The organism is Hydrogenophaga sp. GW823-FHT04C09, from assembly GCF_058796355.1.
In genome coordinates this window covers 1-15,333 of sequence record NZ_JBXAIO010000016.1, presented here as the reverse complement: position 1 = coordinate 15,333, position 15,333 = coordinate 1, and the positions used below count along the sequence as shown (strand labels likewise).

The following is a 15,333-nucleotide window of genomic DNA, read 5'->3' as shown; positions in this document are numbered from 1 at the left end:
CCCCCCCCCCCCCCCCCCCCCCCCCCCCCCCCCCCCCCCCCCCCCCCCCCCCCCCCCCCCCCCCCCCCCCCCCCCCCGAGGACCTGCGGGTGGTTCGGAACGTTGGCACGCGGATGCTTTTGCGGAGTCAGGGGCAGTGGGCTCTGCGCAGCGGGGTAAAGGAGGAGGCGGCACCAGCCGCCGGGGGACACCCGCGGAGCAGAGCCCACTGCCCCTGACTCCCGCGAGGTATCACCCCAAAAAAAACGTCAGCGCAGAACAAGCACAGGAATGTGCGAATGCGTCAGCACCTGCTGCGTCTCACTGCCCAGCAAAAGACGCTTGATGCCCCGACGCCCATGCGAAGCCATCACGATCAGGTCGCACTTGTTGCGCTTGGCCGCCGCGATGATCGCCTCGGCCACCAGATCGGACTTCACCGTCACCGGCTTCACCTTCACCTCACGCAACTGCCCGGCCGACTTCACCGCATTCACCGCCACCAGCGCCTCTTCCTGCCATTGTTTCTCGATGCGGGCCACCTCGGCCGCCGCCAACGCCACACCACCCTCGAAATAGGTTTGCGGGTAACGCGGAATCACCTTGAGCGCCACCACCTCGGCACCCGTCAGATCGGCCAGATTCAGACCATGCTCCACCGCCTTCTGCGACAGCTTCGAACCATCGGTCGCCACGAGAATTCGCTTGTACATTGTTGATCTCCTTGTGTGGTTGAACTCGGAACCCTCAGGGTAACAAAGCAGGGGCCTCAGGTGTTGACCTATGTCAATGGCCCGAAGCACGGCGTGGAATACGCTCCCACCATGAACCCGGCCGCCTCCGCGCTCGTGGCAAGCCACGTGCCTGCCCCTCCCGCGCCCGCCGTCCCGCCCCCTGCGGCAGGCGAGGCCACGCCATGGCCACCGCGCGCCGACTGGCTGGGCACCCACCGCGGCTCCCTCACGGTCACCGACGACTTCGCCGTCCTGGACGACCCCGTCGAACAGGAGACCTTCACGCGCGCCCTCGCGCCCGATGGCGAGGGCGCCGGTGCCGAATCCGTGCTGGTGGTGCAGGGCATGTACTGCGCCGCCTGCGCCGACACGGTCGAGTCGGTGCTGCAGCACCTGCCCGGCGTGCAGCGCGCCCAGGTGCACGCCGCCACGCGGCGCCTCACGCTGCGCTGGGACCCGACGCGCACGCGCCTCTCCAGCCTGGCCCGCGCGCTGGGCGACACCGGCTACCGCCTGCTGCCCATGCAGCACGCGCTCTCGGTCAGCGAACGCCTGCGCGAAACCCGCCAGGCGCTGTGGCGCCTCTTCGTGGCCGGCTTCTGCATGATGCAGGTGATGATGTACGCGTGGCCCGCGTACGTGACCGCGCCCGGCGAGATCCCGCCCGACATCACCCAGCTGCTGCGCTGGGCCAGCTGGGTGATCAGCCTGCCCGTGGTGTTCTTCGCCAGCGGCCCCTTCTTCGCCAGCGCCTGGCGCGACCTGAAGCACGGCCGCGTGGGCATGGACACGCCGGTGTCCATCGGCATCCTCGTCACCTTCCTCGTCAGCTCGGCCGCCACCTTCGACCCCACCGGCCCCTGGGGCGCCGAGGTCTGGTTCGACTCGCTGACCATGTTCGTGTTCTTCCTGCTGGGCGGGCGCTACCTGGAGCACAAGGCGCGCGACCGCACGGCCGGCGCGCTCGACGGCCTCATGAACCGCCTGCCCGAGGTCTGCGAGCGGCAGAAGCCCGACGGCGGCTATGAGTCCGTCTCGCTGCGCCGCCTGCGCGTGGGCGACACCGTGCGCGTGCAGGCCGGCCAGGCCTTCCCGGCCGACGGTGAATTGCTCGATGGCCTGGCCATGGTGGACGAGGCCCTGCTGACCGGCGAGTCGCACCCGGTGTCGCTCCAGGCAGGGCAGGGCGTGGTGGCCGGCAGCTTCAACCTCGGCGGCCCGGTGCGGGTGCGCATCGACCGCCTCGGCGCCGACACGCGCTTCGCGCAGATCGTCCAGCTGATGGAGCGGGCCTCGACCGAGAAGCCCCGCCTGGCCGTGCTGGCCGACCGCGTCGCGGCGCCTTTCCTCGTCTTCGTGCTGCTCGCGGCCACCGTGGCCGGCTTCTACTGGTGGCAGATCGACCACACGCAGGCCCTCGCGGTGGCGGTGGCCGTGCTCATCGTCACCTGCCCCTGCGCGCTGTCGCTGGCCACGCCGACGGCCATGCTGGCCTCGGCCGGCGCGCTGGCGCGGCGCGGCGTGCTGGTGCGCCGGCTGCAGGCCTTCGAGGCGCTGGCGGGCATCGACGCCGTGGTGTTCGACAAGACCGGCACGCTCACGCACGACCGCCTGGCGCTGCAGAAGGTCACCCTCCGGGAAGGTGCAAGCCTCTCGGACGCGTGGGCGCTGGCGGGCGCCCTCGCCGAAGGCTCGCTGCACCCCGTGTCCCGGATGATCGCGCGCGAGGCCATGGCGCGCCAGCCCGACCTGGCTCCACTGGCAGGGCATACCGAGCGGGCAGGGCAGGGCATGCAGGCCTTGCGGCCCGACGGAAGCTGGGTGCGCCTGGGCTCGGCCGGGTACTGCGGCCTCCCGCCATCGGTGGCCGGTGAGCACCTGCCTGCCGTTCACCTGAGCGACGCCCGCGGCTGGATCGCGAACTTTGTTCTGCAGGAAAGTTTGCGCGACGACGCGGTGGCCGCCGTGGCCGCGCTGCGCGCGCTCGGTGTGCGCACCTGGCTGCTGTCGGGCGACCGCGAGACCGCCGCGCGGCAGGTGGCCCAGGTGGTGGGCGTGGACCACGTGATCGCGGGCGCCTCGCCCGAGCAGAAGCTGGCCGAGATCGCGGCGCTGCAGGCGCGCGGCCTGAAGGTGGCGATGGTGGGCGACGGTCTCAACGACGGGCCCGTGCTCGCGCGCGCCGACACCTCCTTCGCGCTCGGCCACGCGGCACCGCTGGCGCAGTCGCAGTCGGACTTCATCGTGCAGGGGGGCCAGGTCATGGACGTGGTCAACACCCTCACGCAGGCGCGCGCCACGCTGCGCACCGTGCGGCAGAACCTGGCCTGGGCCGCGGCCTACAACGTGGTCAGCGTGCCGCTCGCGCTGGCCGGCTACATGCCGCCCTGGCTGGCCGGCCTGGGCATGGCGGCGAGTTCGCTGCTGGTGATCGGCAACGCCCTGCGCCTGGCGCGGCACTGAAGGCATTCGATGGACATCCTCTACCTGCTGATCCCGCTGTCCGTGCTGCTCGTGTTCGGCATCATCGGCGTGTTCTGGTGGGCGCTCCAGGCGGGGCAGTTCGACAACATCGAACGCGAAGGCGAGCGCATCCTCAAGGGCGATTGAGGGCGCGCTTGACCTAGGTCAAGGCCAAACAGGAACTCCCTGCGCACACTGTCGGCAGTGACATTGGCAAGGAGTATGTGTATGTCCGTGACCAACAGGACCAGCCAGTCGGCGGTCTACAACGACAAAGTCGTTCGGCAGTTCGCCATCATGACGGTGGTCTGGGGCGTGGTGGGGATGCTGGTGGGCGTGATCATCGCCGCGCAGCTGACCTGGCCAGCGCTCAACCTGGGCGTCGAGTGGCTGTCCTACGGCCGCCTGCGGCCGCTGCACACCAACGCGGTGATCTTCGCCTTCGGCGGTTGCGGCCTGTTCGCCGCCAGCTACTACGTGGTGCAGCGCACCTGCCAGGTGCGGCTGTTCGGCGAGCAGCTCGCCGCCTTCACCTTCTGGGGCTGGCAGGCCGTGATCCTGCTGGCCGTGGTCTCGCTGCCCATGGGCATGACCTCGGGCAAGGAATACGCCGAACTGGAGTGGCCGATCGACGTGCTCATCACCCTCGTGTGGGTGGCCTACGCCATCGTGTTCTTCGGCACCATCGGCCTGCGCAAGGTGCGCCACATCTACGTGGCCAACTGGTTCTTCGGCGCCTTCATCCTGGCCGTGGCGGTGCTGCACATCGTCAACAGCGCCGCGCTGCCGGTGGACCTCTTCAAGAGCTACTCGGCCTACGCCGGCGTGCAGGACGCGATGGTGCAGTGGTGGTACGGCCACAACGCCGTGGGCTTCTTCCTCACCGCCGGCTTCCTCGGGATGATGTATTACTTCATTCCGAAGCAGGCCGAGCGCCCGGTGTACTCGTACCGCCTGTCCATCGTGCACTTCTGGGCGCTGATCTTCACCTACATGTGGGCCGGCCCGCACCACCTGCACTACACCGCGCTGCCGGACTGGACGCAATCGGTGGGCATGGTGTTCTCGCTCATCCTGCTCGCGCCGAGCTGGGGCGGCATGATCAACGGCATCATGACGCTCTCGGGCGCCTGGCACAAACTGCGCGACGACCCCATCCTGCGCTTCCTGATCGTCTCGCTCTCGTTCTACGGCATGTCGACCTTCGAGGGGCCGATGATGTCGATCAAGACGGTCAACGCGCTCTCGCACTACACCGACTGGACCGTGGGCCACGTGCACTCCGGCGCGCTCGGCTGGGTGGGCCTGGTGACCATGGGTTCCATGTACTACCTGATTCCGCGCCTGTACGGCCAGAAGAAGATGTACTCGGTGCCCGCCATCGAGCTGCACTTCTGGATCGCCACCCTGGGCATCGTGCTCTACATCGCCGCGATGTGGATCGCCGGTGTGATGCAGGGCCTGATGTGGCGCGCCGTCAACCCCGACGGCAGCCTGACCTACACCTTCGTCGAATCGGTCAAGGCCACCTTCCCGTTCTACGTCATCCGCCTGCTCGGTGGCGTGCTCTACCTGGCCGGCATGGGCGTGATGCTGTGGAACACGGTGATGACCGCGCGCAACGGCCGCGTGGAAGACGTCCGCATACCCGCTCTCAACCCCGCCCACGCCTGAGGAGCCACAAACATGGCCGACAACAACAAGCCCCAGGGTTTCACCCACGAGCGGATCGAGACCAACAACTTCCTGATGATCGTGCTCATCGTGCTGGTGATCGCGGTCGGTGGTCTGGTCGAGATCGTTCCGCTGTTCTTCCAGAAGTCCACCACCCAGCCGGTGGAGGGTCTCAAGCCCTACAGCGCGCTGCAGATCGCCGGGCGCGACGTGTATGTGCGCGAGGGTTGCTACAACTGCCACTCGCAGATGATCCGCCCCTTCCAGGCCGAGACGCTGCGCTACGGCCACTACTCGGTGGCCGGCGAATTCGTCTACGACCGGCCCTTCCAGTGGGGCAGCAAGCGCACCGGCCCCGACCTGGCGCGCGTGGGCGGGCGCTACAGCGACGAATGGCACCGCATCCACCTGAACAACCCGCGTGACCTCGTGCCCGAGTCCAACATGCCGGCTTACCCCTGGCTGGAGAAGAAGACCGTGAACGAGGCCGGCCTGCCCAAGCGCATGGAAGTGCTGCGCACCCTGGGCGCGCCCTACACCGACGAAGAGATCGCCGCATCCCAGGCCGACGTGAAGGGCAAGACCGAGATGGAAGCCCTCATCGCCTACCTGCAGGTGTTGGGCACCGCCATCAAGTGAGTGCCAAGGAGAACATCACATGGACATCAATGACCTGCGCAGCGCCGTCACCGTGATCAGCCTGATGACCTTCCTGGGCATCGTGGCCTGGGCCTGGGCCCGGCGCAACCAGTCCCGCTTCGACGAGGCAGCGATGCTGCCGTTCCAGGACGAAGCCACCACCGACAGCACGAAAGAACCGTCATGAGCGACTTCACCAGCGAATTCTGGAACTGGTACGTGGCCGTGCTGACCGTGGTCAGCATCATCGCGTGCCTGGTCCTGCTCTGGATCAGCGGCACCACCAAGGTCAAGGCCACGGCCGACAACACCACCGGCCACGTGTGGGACGGCGACCTGCGCGAGATGAACAACCCCCTGCCCAAGTGGTGGGTCTACCTCTTCATCATCACCTGCGTGTTCTCGATCGCCTACGGCCTGTTGTACCCGACCTTCGGCAAGTACCAGGGCCTGCTGGGCTGGTCGTCCGACGGCCAGCACAAGGCCGAGGTGGCCAAGGTCGAGAAGGCCATCGCACCGATCTACGCGCAGTTCAATGGCATGACGCCGCAACAGCTCGCGGGCGATGCCTCGGCCATGGCCATCGGCGAGCGCCTGTTCATGAACAACTGCGCCCAGTGCCACGGCTCGGACGCGCGCGGCGCGCGCAGCTTCCCCAACCTGACCGACCGCGACTGGCTCTGGGGCGGTGAGCCCGAGGCGATCAAGGCCACCATCACCCAGGGCCGCAACGGCGTCATGCCGCCCATGGCCGCCGCCGTCGGCACGCCGGACGACGTGCGCAACGTCGCCCACTTCGTGCTCAGCCTCTCGGGCAGCCCGCACGACTCGGTGCGCGCCGCGCTGGGCCGCGCCGGCTTTGCGGCCTGTGCCGCCTGCCACGGTGCGGACGGCAAAGGCAACACCGCCATGGGCGCGCCCAACCTCAGCGACAACACCTGGCTGCACGGCTGGGGTGAAGACGCCGTGGTGCGCGCCATCACCAAGGGCTTCAACAACCAGATGCCGGCACAGGCCGGCAAGCTCAACGCGGACCAGATCCATGTGCTGAGCGCCTACGTCTGGGGCCTGTCCAACAAGGGCGGCGCGGCGGCAGCGGCCGGCAACTGATCGATCTGCACCACGTGACCAGTCCGTCCAGCAAGCCCAGAGCCCCCATTCCCATCGTCCCCGTCGATGACGAGACGATGGTGTCCCTGTACGCCGCGCGCGAGAAGATCCAGCCGAGATCGGTCCAGGGCCTGTTCGCCAACTGGCGCTGGGTCATGGTCTGGATCACGCAGCTCGTGTTCTACGGGCTGCCCTGGCTGGAGTGGAACGCGCGCCAGGCCGTGCTGTTCGACCTGGAGGCGCGCCGCTTCTACATCTTCGGGCTGGTGCTCTATCCGCAGGACTTCATCTACCTCACCGGCCTGCTGGTCATCTGCGCCTTCGCGCTGTTCCTGTTCACTGCTGTGGCCGGCCGCCTGTGGTGCGGCTTCGCCTGCCCGCAGACGGTCTACACCGAAATCTTCCTGTGGATCGAGAAGAAGGTGGAGGGCGACCGCTCGGCCCGCCTGCGGCTGGACCAGTCCGCCCTGTCCGCCAGCAAGCTGGGCAAGCGCTCGCTCAAGCACGCGCTGTGGATCGCCTTCTCGCTCTGGACCGGCTTCACCTTCGTCGGCTACTTCACGCCCATCCGAGAGCTGGGCGCGCTCTCGGTGGCCGCCGCGCTCGGGCCCTGGCAGCTGTTCTGGATCTTCTTCTACGGCTTCGCCACCTACGGCAACGCCGGCTTCCTGCGCGAGCAGGTCTGCAAGTACATGTGCCCCTACGCGCGCTTCCAGAGCGCGATGTTCGACCGGGACACCATGATCGTCACCTACGACACACGGCGCGGCGAGCCGCGCGGCCCGCGCTCGAAGAAGGCCGACCCCAAGGCACTGGGGCTGGGCTCGTGCGTGGACTGCACGCTGTGCGTGCAGGTGTGCCCCACCGGCATCGACATCCGCAACGGCCTGCAGTCCGACTGCATCGGCTGCGCGGCCTGCATCGACGTGTGCGACGACGTGATGGACAAGGTGGGCTACCCGCGCGGGCTGATCCGCTTCTCCACCGAGAACGGCCTGGACAACGGCTGGACCACGCGGCAGATGCTGCGGCGCGCCTTGCGCCCGCGCGTGCTGATCTACACCGCGATCCTCGGCGCCATCACCCTGGCCGTGGGACTGAGCCTTTACATGCGCACGCCACTCAAGGTGGACGTGATCCGCGACCGCGGCGCCCTGGCCCGCATGGTGGAGCAGGGGCGCATCGAGAACGTGTTCCGCCTGCAGATCATGAACGCCACCGAGTCGCCGCAGCGCTACGCCATCGGTGTCTCCGGCCTGCCCGGCATCGCACTGGATTCCAGCGCCGAGGTGGAGGTGCTCTCCACCGAGGTGCGCGCGGTGGCGGTGCGGGTGCAGATCCCGCCCGATGCCGCCAGCCCCGGTTCGCACCCCATCCATTTCGACATCCGCGCCATCGGCGACGAATCGATCCACGTCTCCGAAAAGGCGGCCTTCCTCGTGCCGCGTTGATCCGATCCATCTTCCCGAAGGAGCTCTCTCATGAACCCATCCAGCTCTCCCGCCGTGGCGGCCCCCGTGCCGCCGGTGTCCTGGTGGCGCGTGCCACACATGTGGCTGGTGGTGGGCGGCCCGCTGGTGGTGGTGGTGGCCAGCCTCATCACCGCCTTCATCGCCGTCCACAACGCCGACCCGGTGCTCGACAAGGCCGTGTTCGAACGCGACCGCGAAGCCGCGCTGGCGCTGGAAGGGCAGGCCAAGGCCGAGGCGCTGATCAAGCTGCAGCCCGCGCACCAGGCGCGCAACCACGCGGCTTCGCCGGTGGTGCCTCAACCGGAGCGCTGAGGTGCAGGCGCGCCACTGGATGGGCATCGCCTGGCCGGCTTTCCTGCTCGCGGCGGTGCTGGAGATGCTGGTCTTCGCGATGGTGGACCCGGGCGACCTGCACTGGTTCGGCCAGCCGCTGGACTGGTCGCGCCAGGCGGTCTACACCGTGGCCTTCTTCGTCTTCTGGGGGGTGACGGCGGTGTCGAGCGCGCTGACCGCGCTGCTCGTCATCCGCAAGTCTGAGGATTGACGATGCGGCGCAGGCCGTCGGTGTTCTTGATGTGCACGTAGCGCTGCTTCACATCGATGATGCCGTCCTCCACGAACTTGGAGAAGGTGCGGCTCACCGTCTCGAGCTTCATGCCGAGGTAGCTGCCGATCTCTTCGCGCGTCATGCGCAGCACCAGCTCGGACTGCGAGAAGCCGCGCGCATGCAGGCGCTGCACCAGGTTGAGCAGGAAGGCCGCCAGGCGCTCTTCGGCGCGCATGCTGCCCAGCAGCAGCATCACACCGTGGTCGCGCACGATCTCGCGGCTCATGATCTTGTGCACGTGGTGCTGCAGGGTGGTGAATTCGCGCGAGAGCTCTTCGACCTGGTCGAACGGCATCACGCAGACCTCGGCATCTTCCAGCGCCACCGCGTTGCAGGAGTGGTGGTCGCTCACGATGCCGTCCAGGCCGATGATCTCGCCCGTCATCTGGAAGCCGGTCACCTGATCGCGGCCGTCCGCCGTGGTCACGCAGGTCTTGAAGAAGCCCGAGCGCACGGCGTACAGCGACGTGAACTTGTCCCCCACGCTGAACAGCGCCGTGCCGCGCTTGATGCGGCGGCGCTTGGAGATCACCTTGTCCAGCTTGTCCATCTCGTCGGGGTTCAAGCCCATGGGCAAGCACAGCTCGCGCAGGTTGCAGCTCGAGCAGGCGACTTTGATGCTTTGAGCGTCCATTAGAAAAGTCCGGATTCGCAAAAGGTTACAGCATACCCCCCACGGTGTCGACTTCACGCCCCGGCATCGGATCAGTTCACCACCTTTTGACCAGGATCAAGGGAATTCCAGACACTCTGTCGCACAGTGAGGGCCTTGATGGAGATTCGATCTTGAGCCACGCCATTTCCGAGGAGCTGCTGAAGCGTTTTGACGTGCCGGGGCCGCGCTACACCTCTTACCCCACCGCCGACCGGTTCGTGGAGGCGTTCACCGAAAACGACTACATCCAGGCGCTGCAACAGCGCCGCGCGGGCTCGATGGCCCTGCCGCTGTCCCTGTACGTGCACATCCCGTTCTGCGAATCGGTCTGCTACTACTGCGCCTGCAACAAGGTCATCACCAAACACCATTCGCGCGCGGCCGAGTACCTGCGCTACCTGGCGCGCGAGGTGGAGCTGCAGGTGGCGCACCTGGGCCAGGGCCACAGCGTGTCGCAACTGCACCTGGGCGGCGGCACACCCACCTTCCTCTCCGATGCCGAGCTCGAAGAACTCATGGCCATGCTGCGGCGCCACTTCACGCTGGCGCCCGGCGGCGAGTACTCGGTGGAGGTGGACCCGCGCACCGTGACCGAGGACCGCCTGAAGACCCTGGCCCGCCTGGGCTTCAACCGCCTGAGCTTCGGCGTGCAGGACTTCGACCCCGCGGTGCAGAAGGCCGTGCACCGCGTGCAGCCCGCCGAGCAGGTGTTCGCGCTGGTGGCCGCGGCGCGGCGCATCGGCTTCGAGTCGGTCAACGTGGACCTGATCTACGGCCTGCCGCTGCAGACCCCCGCGTCCTTCGCGCGCACGCTGGCGCAGGTGAACGAACTGCGGCCCGACCGCATCGCGCTCTACGCCTACGCCCACCTGCCGTCGCGCTTCAAACCGCAGCGGCGCATCTCGGCGGCCGAGCTGCCCAGCGCGGGCGACAAGCTCGGCATGCTGTCGATGTCGCTCGATGCGCTGATCGACGCCGGCTATGTCTACGTGGGCATGGACCACTTCGCGCTGCCCAACGACGCGCTCGCGGTCGCCAAGCGCCAGGGGCGCCTGCACCGCAACTTCCAGGGCTACAGCACGCAGCCCGACTGCGACCTGATCGCGCTCGGCGTGTCCGCCATCGGGCGCATCGGTGCCACGTACAGCCAGAACGCCAAGACGCTGGAGGAATACCGCGACCTGCTCGACCAGGGCCGGCTGCCCATCGTGCGCGGGCTCGCGCTCACGCGCGACGACCTCTTGCGCCGCGCCGTGATCATGGCGCTCATGTGCCAGGGCGAGGTGCAGTTCGAGTCGATCGAACTCGGCCACCTGATCAGCTTCAAGAGCCACTTCGCGCGCGAACTCGAGGTGCTCGAAGGCCTGGCCGCCGAGGGCCTGGTGTGCCTGAGCCCGACCGGCATCCAGGTCACCGAGGCCGGTTGGTTCCTGGTGCGCGCCATCGCCATGGTATTCGACAAGAACCTGCAGGTCGACCTTGACCGCGCGCGCTTCTCGCGCATCATCTGAGGCCGGCCTGGGCGCCCACCATGCAAACCTCCATGGCGATCACGGCGCTCTTCATGGGCCTGGTGGGCGGCCCGCACTGCGTGGCCATGTGCGGCGCGGCCTGCGCCGGCATCGGCCGCGCGGCCGGTGCGCGCAGCACGCAGGCCCTGCTGGGTTTTCAGGCCAGCCGCATGCTGGGTTACGCGCTGTTCGGCGCCTTCGCGGCCGGCTCGGTGCAGGGCCTGGCCTGGTTGGGCACGAACACCGCGGTGCTGCGGCCGGTGTGGACCATGTTCCATGTGGCCGCGCTGCTCCTGGGCGCGGCGCTGCTCTGGCGCGCGCGCCAACCGGCCTGGATCGAGAACCTCGGGCAGCAGGTGTGGCGCCGCGCCCGGCCCGCCATGGTGAAACTGGGGCCGCGCGCGCCCATGGTGCTGGGCGTGGCCTGGGCGCTCATGCCCTGTGGCCTGCTGTACTCGGCGCTGCTGGTGGCTTCGCTCTCGGCCAACGCGCTGGAAGGCGCGGCCATCATGGCCCTGTTCTCCATCGGCACCTCGGTCTCGCTCACCGCCGGGCCGTGGCTGCTGCTGCGCCTGCGCGGCGCGCGTTCGGGTGGTTGGGGCATCCGCCTGGCCGGGCTGGCCCTGGCCGTCACTTCGGGCTGGGCGCTGTGGATGGGCATCACCCAGCCCACCGGCCTCTGGTGCCTCTGAAAAACGCTCAGGCCTTGGGCGCGGCGCGGCCGGGCAGGGTGGCCAGCACCAGGCCGAGCAGGGCGATGCCGAACGCCACGCCCTGCAAGAGCGACAGCCGCTCGCCCATGAACAACACGCCGATGGCCGCCGCGCTGATCGGCAGCATCACGGTGAACACACCGGCCTGCGAAGCGGGCACCGTCTTGAGCCCGGTCATCCACAGCCACACCGTCCACACGCTCGCGGCCAGCGCGTAGAACACCAGCAGACCCCAGACGGGCAGGGCGACGGTGGAGAAGTCGAACGTCCACGCCGCCCACAGGCCGAACGGCGTGACCAGCGCGAAACCCCAGAGGTTGATGATGGCCGAAATGCGCTTGGGCCCCAGGCCCTCGGTGAGGTGCTTGCCGATCACCACGTAAGAGGCCTCGCACACCACGGCGGCGAACACCAGCAGGTTGCCCAGCAGCGCCTTGCTGATGCCGAACGGGCCGCTGGTGTCGGCCACCACCGCGCCGGCGTCCACCTTCTGCAATGAGAACAGGCCGATGCCCAGCGCCGCGCAGGCAATGCCGGCCGCGCTGCGCCAGCCGATGCGCTCGCGCAGGAACAGCCAGCTCAGCAAGGCCACCACCGCAGGGATCGACGACATCACCACGCCCGCGGCCACGGCGGTGGTCAGGCTCACGCCGAACAGCATGCAGATGGAGAACAGGAAGTTGCCCAGGAACGATTCGAGGAACAGCAGGCCGCGCGTGCGCGGCGACATCGGCGGTTCGTCGGCCGGCTTCTTCAACCAGTTCCACATCGCCAGGCCGCCGATGCCAAAGCGCAGCCAGGCCAGCAGGAACACAGGGAACACCAGCACCAGGGGCTTGGAGAGGGCCACATAGCTGCCCACCAGCGACATGCTCAAGGCCAGGCACGCATAGGCCCACCAACGGTTCGGGGAAGTCACGGTTTTTGACGGGTGTGCACGAAAGTGGGTCGCATCATGCCTGAAGCGTTTCAGGGTATTCCGGGATGAGAGATGTTTGTTTTGCAATATGAAAACACAAAATGTTGCGGCGCAAGAAAATTTCTCAATGCAAGAAACGGATTTCTACATTGAGAAATTTGAAGAAAAGTACGTTGAAAAACAACAAGAAATTTTTTCTCTTATATAAGACATAAGAGCTTCCAAAACTCTTCTATAAGACTTAAAGTCTTCTCAACGGCACCGCGTTTGCATGCAAGCCAGCCGCCCCGATCCATCAACCTCACGGAGTATTCAAATGCCGCAATCCCTGACCGAGCAACTGAGCCGCGCCCAACAGATCGAAGCCCTGGAAAAAGACTGGGCGACCAACCCGCGCTGGAAAGGTGTGAAGCGTGGCTACAGCGCCGCCGACGTCGTGCGCCTGCGCGGCAGCATGCAGGTGGAGCACACGCTGGCCAAGCGCGGTGCCGAGAAACTGTGGGACAAGGTCAACGGCGGCGCCAAGAAGGGCTACGTCAACGCCTTCGGCGCCATCTCCGCCGGCCAGGCCATGCAACAGGCCAAGGCCGGCCTGGAAGCCGTGTACCTCTCGGGCTGGCAAGTCGCCGCCGACGGCAACACCTCGGAAACCATGTACCCCGACCAGTCGCTCTACGCCTACGACTCGGTGCCCACCATGGTTCGCCGCATCAACAACACCTTCAAGCGCGCCGACGAAATCCAGTGGGGCCGTGGCATCGAGCCGGGCAGCGCTGAATTCATCGACTACTTCCTGCCCATCGTGGCCGATGCGGAAGCCGGCTTCGGCGGCGTGCTCAACGCCTTCGAACTCATGAAGAACATGATCGCCGCCGGTGCCGCTGGCGTGCACTTCGAAGACCAGCTGGCCGCCGTGAAGAAATGCGGCCACATGGGTGGCAAGGTGCTCGTGCCCACGCAAGAGGCTTGCGAGAAGCTGATCGCCGCGCGCTTCGCCGCCGACGTGATGGGTGTCTCCACCATCGTGCTGGCCCGCACCGACGCCGAAGCCGCCAACCTGATCACCAGCGACCACGACGCCAACGACAAGCCCTTCCTGACCGGTGAGCGCACGCAAGAAGGCTTCTACCGCGTCAAGAACGGCCTGGAGCAAGCCATCAGCCGTGGCGTGGCCTACGCCCCGTACGCCGACCTCGTGTGGTGCGAAACCGGCGTGCCCGACATCGGCTTCGCCCGCGAATTCGCGCAAGCCGTGCAAGCCGCCTGCCCGGGCAAGCTGCTGTCGTACAACTGCTCGCCCTCGTTCAACTGGAAGAAGAACCTCAACGACAAGCAGATCGCCTCGTTCCAGGAAGACCTGGCCGCGCTGGGCTACAAGTACCAGTTCATCACGCTGGCCGGCATCCACATCAACTGGTTCAACACCTTCCAGTTCGCCCACGCCTATGCCCGCGGCGAAGGCATGAAGCACTACACGGAAATGGTTCAAGAACCCGAATTCGCCGCACGCGACAAGGGCTACACCTTCGTGTCGCACCAACAGGAAGTGGGCGCGGGTTACTTCGACGACGTGACCACGGTGATCCAGGGCGGTTCTTCGAGCGTGAAGGCGCTGACGGGGTCTACCGAGGAAGAGCAGTTCCACTGAACTCACCCCATCAGGGGTTGAGGAGACAGGGCCACCCTTCGGGGTGGCTTTTTTGTTGGCGCTGGAAGCTGGATTGCTATGTCCGTCATCAGCCAACGCTAGCACTTTGGGCAGCGTGATGTGATCGGTTGGAAGACGTAGCGATAGCTTCGGAGATCAACACCGCATGGAGCCGCCAGATCTCTACGGTCCGCTGCCTCTATGGAGATTGCGCACCAATAGCTGAACGGAGGCGGTCGCTAACGTCTTCCAGTGAGCTTCGATTTGTGACGTGCCCAAACATCGTCCATATCAACCGATTCAAGTGCGTCGCGCAAGCGGTGCAGTGCCTTCTGAGAGTAACCCTTGAATGTTTGACTCTTGCGGCGAAGTTCACGGTAGCAATCAGGCGCGTTCTGAAGATCGAGTTCAAAGATCAGCGCATGCGTCCGAGGTGCACTTAGACCGAGCTTCTTGGCGAGTTCATCTCTTCCAAGATTGAACACTGTCCACGGATCAATTTCCTGCTTGAGCACGGTCCCTTCTACTTCCTCGCCAGGCTTCGCGATTTTGAAAGGAATGGATGCATCCTTGGCAATCCTCATCGAGATGGGAATTCCTGTCCCGTCCGTGCTGAGGGTTAGTGCTGCAATCTCAGGAAGGATGACCTTCCAGTCTTGCTTCTTTCTGCGCTTCGCAATGACTGCATCAATCTCGGATTCAGAGACGCGACTACCATCTTCTTGCATGGCTCCCGAAGCAAACGCCAAGATTGTGCGCAGCTTTGCCGCCGCCTGCGCCCCCTGCCGGCGTCCTGTGGATAGCAACCTATCTACTTCAGCGAGCTCACTGTTCAGCAGGACGGATAGGTCTCGCGGTGGGCGAGTGGAAACCGGCAACACGCGACTCGGCAAGAAGTCCGCGAGTCTCTTGGAGAAACTCTTTTCAAGCAACGTGTCAAACAGGGTAACGCCCGACTGAGCATGGACATACAAGACATCTTCAGAGATGTCGATGTAGTAGTGCGCGGCTTGATCCCGCTGTGCATCCAGAATTGAAAGGGTCGCCTTCTCGTCACCTGTCAGCAATTTGAGTTGATCAGATGCCACAGAAAGGCACTTGTCGAAGCCATAGGTGTACCTGTCACCCTTGGTGTTGAATTCCGCCGATCTCTGACCCGAGATTTCCATCGAATACTGACCCACCGCTTTGTGAGCAAAGCAGCTCACG

16 protein-coding genes are annotated in these 15,333 nt (G+C 66.2%); 12 read left to right on the top strand and 4 right to left on the bottom strand.

All coding sequences use genetic code 11. From position 1 onward, the window contains the following. Positions 1–248: 248 nt before the first annotated feature. Positions 249–692: a universal stress protein gene (locus AC1Q9M_RS25375; protein WP_291118227.1), complete on the bottom strand. Its 444-nt coding sequence runs from the start codon at positions 690–692 to the stop codon at positions 249–251. A 111-nt stretch (positions 693–803) separates the two neighbouring features. Between AC1Q9M_RS25375 and AC1Q9M_RS25370 the strand changes: the two genes are divergently transcribed. The 9 genes from AC1Q9M_RS25370 to AC1Q9M_RS25330 all read left to right on the top strand — a co-directional run bounded on the left by AC1Q9M_RS25370 (position 804) and on the right by AC1Q9M_RS25330 (position 8,615). After that, a complete protein-coding gene (locus AC1Q9M_RS25370) occupies positions 804–3,176 on the top strand; it encodes a heavy metal translocating P-type ATPase (protein ID WP_492436397.1) in 2,373 nt (790 codons plus the stop codon). Between the two features lie 9 nt (positions 3,177–3,185). Beyond that, a complete protein-coding gene (gene ccoS / locus AC1Q9M_RS25365) occupies positions 3,186–3,323 on the top strand; it encodes a cbb3-type cytochrome oxidase assembly protein CcoS (RefSeq protein ID WP_204735344.1) in 138 nt (45 codons plus the stop codon). Between the two features lie 81 nt (positions 3,324–3,404). Further along, positions 3,405–4,850, top strand: coding sequence for a cytochrome-c oxidase, cbb3-type subunit I (gene ccoN, locus AC1Q9M_RS25360; protein ID WP_492436395.1), 1,446 nt, complete (start codon positions 3,405–3,407; stop codon positions 4,848–4,850). Between the two features lie 12 nt (positions 4,851–4,862). Then, positions 4,863–5,489, top strand: a complete 627-nt coding sequence (ccoO, locus tag AC1Q9M_RS25355; protein WP_291118216.1) for a cytochrome-c oxidase, cbb3-type subunit II — start codon at positions 4,863–4,865, stop codon at positions 5,487–5,489. A gap of 19 nt (positions 5,490–5,508) precedes the next feature. Continuing rightward, entirely contained in the window at positions 5,509–5,676 is a 168-nt protein-coding gene (locus AC1Q9M_RS25350; protein ID WP_382157313.1) for a cbb3-type cytochrome oxidase subunit 3, read from the top strand. Continuing rightward, a complete protein-coding gene (gene ccoP / locus AC1Q9M_RS25345) occupies positions 5,673–6,599 on the top strand; it encodes a cytochrome-c oxidase, cbb3-type subunit III (protein ID WP_444686732.1) in 927 nt (308 codons plus the stop codon). Before AC1Q9M_RS25350 ends, ccoP begins: the two co-directional genes overlap by 4 nt. Before the next feature lie 77 nt (positions 6,600–6,676). After that, a complete protein-coding gene (gene ccoG / locus AC1Q9M_RS25340) occupies positions 6,677–8,050 on the top strand; it encodes a cytochrome c oxidase accessory protein CcoG (RefSeq protein WP_444687484.1) in 1,374 nt (457 codons plus the stop codon). Positions 8,051–8,080: 30 nt separating this feature from the next. After that, the gene (locus AC1Q9M_RS25335) at positions 8,081–8,383 is read left to right on the top strand and encodes a nitrogen fixation protein FixH (RefSeq protein WP_291118207.1); all 303 of its coding nucleotides are present in this window, start codon (positions 8,081–8,083) and stop codon (positions 8,381–8,383) included. A gap of 19 nt (positions 8,384–8,402) precedes the next feature. Then, on the top strand, positions 8,403–8,615 hold the full coding sequence (locus tag AC1Q9M_RS25330; protein WP_382325631.1) for a hypothetical protein: 213 nt from the start codon (positions 8,403–8,405) through the stop codon (positions 8,613–8,615). Here AC1Q9M_RS25330 and fnr read toward each other — a convergent pair. After that, positions 8,593–9,312, bottom strand: coding sequence for a fumarate/nitrate reduction transcriptional regulator Fnr (fnr, locus tag AC1Q9M_RS25325; RefSeq protein ID WP_492436391.1), 720 nt, complete (start codon positions 9,310–9,312; stop codon positions 8,593–8,595). The two genes, AC1Q9M_RS25330 and fnr, sit on opposite strands and share 23 nt — an antisense overlap. A gap of 152 nt (positions 9,313–9,464) precedes the next feature. On the opposite strand from fnr, the gene hemN reads away from it, so the two are divergent. Beyond that, on the top strand, positions 9,465–10,844 hold the full coding sequence (hemN, locus tag AC1Q9M_RS25320) for an oxygen-independent coproporphyrinogen III oxidase (protein WP_492436389.1): 1,380 nt from the start codon (positions 9,465–9,467) through the stop codon (positions 10,842–10,844). 20 nt (positions 10,845–10,864) lie between these two features. After that, positions 10,865–11,536, top strand: a complete 672-nt coding sequence (locus tag AC1Q9M_RS25315; protein ID WP_492436387.1) for a sulfite exporter TauE/SafE family protein — start codon at positions 10,865–10,867, stop codon at positions 11,534–11,536. A gap of 7 nt (positions 11,537–11,543) precedes the next feature. On the opposite strand, the gene AC1Q9M_RS25310 is transcribed toward AC1Q9M_RS25315, so the two are convergent. Continuing rightward, positions 11,544–12,476: a DMT family transporter gene (locus tag AC1Q9M_RS25310; RefSeq protein ID WP_492436385.1), complete on the bottom strand. Its 933-nt coding sequence runs from the start codon at positions 12,474–12,476 to the stop codon at positions 11,544–11,546. A gap of 316 nt (positions 12,477–12,792) precedes the next feature. Between AC1Q9M_RS25310 and aceA the strand changes: the two genes are divergently transcribed. Continuing rightward, positions 12,793–14,124 carry an isocitrate lyase gene (aceA, locus tag AC1Q9M_RS25305; RefSeq protein ID WP_382157324.1) on the top strand — a complete coding sequence of 444 codons (1,332 nt, stop codon included), beginning with the start codon at positions 12,793–12,795 and terminating at the stop codon, positions 14,122–14,124. A gap of 239 nt (positions 14,125–14,363) precedes the next feature. On the opposite strand, the gene AC1Q9M_RS25300 is transcribed toward aceA, so the two are convergent. Continuing rightward, positions 14,364–15,333 (bottom strand): DUF8610 domain-containing protein (locus AC1Q9M_RS25300; protein WP_492436383.1); only part of this gene is annotated, 970 nt, incomplete at its 5' end.